This window comes from bacterium (assembly GCA_035528375.1).
Taxonomy (GTDB): domain Bacteria; phylum RBG-13-66-14; class RBG-13-66-14; order RBG-13-66-14; family RBG-13-66-14; genus RBG-13-66-14.
In genome coordinates, this window is sequence record DATKYS010000097.1 from 1 (window position 1) to 2837 (window position 2837).

1 protein-coding gene is annotated in these 2837 nt (G+C 65.0%); it reads left to right on the plus strand.

The features are described from left to right. Positions 1–348: 348 nt before the first annotated feature. Positions 349–2463 carry a GAF domain-containing protein gene (locus tag VM054_07540; GenBank protein ID HUT98911.1) on the plus strand — a complete coding sequence of 705 codons (2115 nt, stop codon included), beginning with the start codon at positions 349–351 and terminating at the stop codon, positions 2461–2463. Positions 2464–2837 lie beyond the last annotated feature (374 nt).

The window sequence follows — 2837 nt, forward strand, 5'->3', positions numbered from 1 at the left end:
CGACCTAAAGGTCGGCCCCTACGAGGGTGTCGTACAATTTCAATTCGACTCGTAGGGGCGTACCTTTAGGTGCGCCCGTTTTTGATAAGGCAGCCCTCACCCCCATCCCCTCTCCCACGGGGAGAGGGGGACCGCGGGCCGCCGCTTTATACGTTCCAGACCCTTACCCTCACCCTAGCCCGTAGGCGCGCCTCTCCCTAAAAGGGAGAGGGGACATGCCCCCCGCCCGCAGGCGACCGTGGACGGTCGCCCCTACGCCAACGAATCGCGCGTTGACGACCGGGCGGCGGTGGCGGGGGAGGGCGGAATCGGTTACACTTAGCGAGCATATTCGCGGAGGCGGGGGAAATGGCGCGTGGAGAGGAGCTCGGACAGCGGCTGCGGGAGATGCGCCGACTGCTGGAGGCCACGCGGGACCTGGCCGGCGAGCAGGACCTGGCGCACCTGGTGGGCCAGTTCTCGCGCCACGCCGCCGGGGCCGTGGACGCCGAGCTCGTCCGCATCTGGTTCACCCGGGAGGCCCACGAGCGGGAGTGGTACCACCTCCCGGTAGCGGCCGGGCACGTCCTGGAGCCGGGGCAGAGCGGATTTCTGGAAAAAGTGCTCGAAGGCGGAACGTCTCTTTACTTCTCCCGCCGCGGCGCGGAATCGGGTGAGCGCGCGCTCTTCGACGAGCCGGGACTGCGCGTCAGGAACGCCCTATTCTTCCCCCTGAGGGACCACCGGGGGCGGACCATCGGAATCCTGGGGGCGCTGAACAAGCGCGAGGGCCGCTTCACCGCCCACGACTCGGCGCTCCTGGGCCAGCTCATCGCCTACGGCGGTGTGACCCTGGCCAACGCGGCGGCGCACCAGCAGGCGCTGGCGATTCTCAAGCGGCAGGAGAACCTGCTGGACGTGGGCCGCGCCCTCTCCGGCGAGCGGGACCTGCGGTCGCTGTTGAAACTCGCCGCCCGCGTCACAACCGAGGTAATGGACGCCGACCGAACCAGTGTCTTCCTCCTCGATGAGGCCACCGACGAGCTGTGGAGCATCGTGGCCGAGGGGATGGCCGAGAACGAGATCCGCATGCCCTCCGGCGCCGGCATCGCCGGCCACGTGGCGCGGTCCGGCGAGATTGCCAACGTCACCGACGCCTATGCCGACCCCCGCTTCAACCGGGAGGTGGACCGCCGGTCCGGCTACCGGACGCGCAACATGCTGGTGATGCCGCTGAAGGGCCGCGAGGGGCGCGCGCTCGGCGTCCTCCAGGTCCTCAACAAGCGCGAGGGCCCCTTCACCTTCGACGACGAGGAGCAGCTCCGCGTCATCGCCAGCTTCACCTCGGTGGCGGTCTCCAACGCGCTCATGGGTCGGGAGAACGACCGGCTGCTGCACCGCCAGCGCGTGATTCTGGAGGCGGCGCAGGCCATCGGCCGCATCATGCCCCTCGCCGAGCTGTTGACCATCATCGCCAAGCTCACCAGCGAGATTCTGGACGCCGACCGCTCCACGGTCTTCATCCACGACCGGGACCGGGGGGAGCTTTGGAGCATGGTCGCCGAGGGCGAGCGGGAGATACGCTTCCCGGCGTCCAAGGGCATCGCCGGCGCCGTGGCCACCACCGGAAAGACCCTCTACATCCCCGAAGCCTACGACGACCCCCGCTTCAACAAGGAGATAGACCGCCAGACCGGCTACCGCACCAAGTCCATGCTCACCATGCCCATGCTCGACAAGCGGGGCGAGGTGATGGGCGTGTTCCAGGTGCTCAACAAGAAGGCGCCCTCGGGCCTACCCGAGGACAGCCTCCCCTTCGACGCCGACGACGAGAAGCTCCTGACCATGCTGGCGGCCCAGGCGGCCATCTCCATCGAGAACAACCTCCTCTACCGCCAGCGGCAGGAGATGTTCTCGAGCTTCATCGAGACGCTCTCCGGCGCCATTGACGCCCGGGACAAGATAACCTCGAACCACATCAAAAACGTCACCCGCTACACCCTGGGCATCGCCCGGGAGATGGGCCTGCCTCCGGGGGAGCGCGAGGTGCTGCGGGTGGCGGCGCTTTTACACGATTTCGGCAAGGTGGGCATCCGCGACTGCATCCTGTGCAAGCCGGGGCGCTTCACCCCCGACGAGTACGAGGAGATGAAGACCCACGCGGCCATCACCCGGGAGCTGCTGGACAAGATCGCCTTCGAGCGGCCGCTGCGGGAGGTGCCGGCCATCGCCGCCGGGCACCACGAGAAGCTCGACGGCACGGGCTACCCCGAGGCGCTCGTCGGAGAGGAAATACCGATGGGGGCGCGGATTATCGCCGTGGCCGACATCTTCGACGCCCTGACCCAGAAGCGCCACTACAAGGAGCCCATGAACACGGAGCGCGCCTTCGGCATCCTGCGCGAGGAGGTGGAGCACAACCACCTGGACGGGCGCTGCGTGGAGTCCTTCATCGCCTGGTTCACCCGCGAGGAACCGGGATAGGGAACCGTCCGCCCGGCAGAGAAGACAAGTTATTCTTAAAAAAGTGTCAATCACCACTTGACAAGAGTTAACTTGTAGGTTAACTTTAAGGCGGTCGAGGATGGGCAAGCTGGCGGTACTCTTCTACGAGGGTAGTTATAGAAGCGCATGGTACTTTGTCACGGCGGATGGAAAAAACCCGGTACTGGATTTCATCGAGACACACCAAAAAAGCCGCCCGAAAGATATTAAAAAAGGGATACCTTTGTGTTCCTGGACCATCCTTAGTCTCATCTACAACGCTAGATAAAGGACTTACGGGGATGCTATCATGTCACATGAACTGGAGGCATGGTGGCAAACAAAGAGTCCGAGGATCGGCATGTCAAATGTCC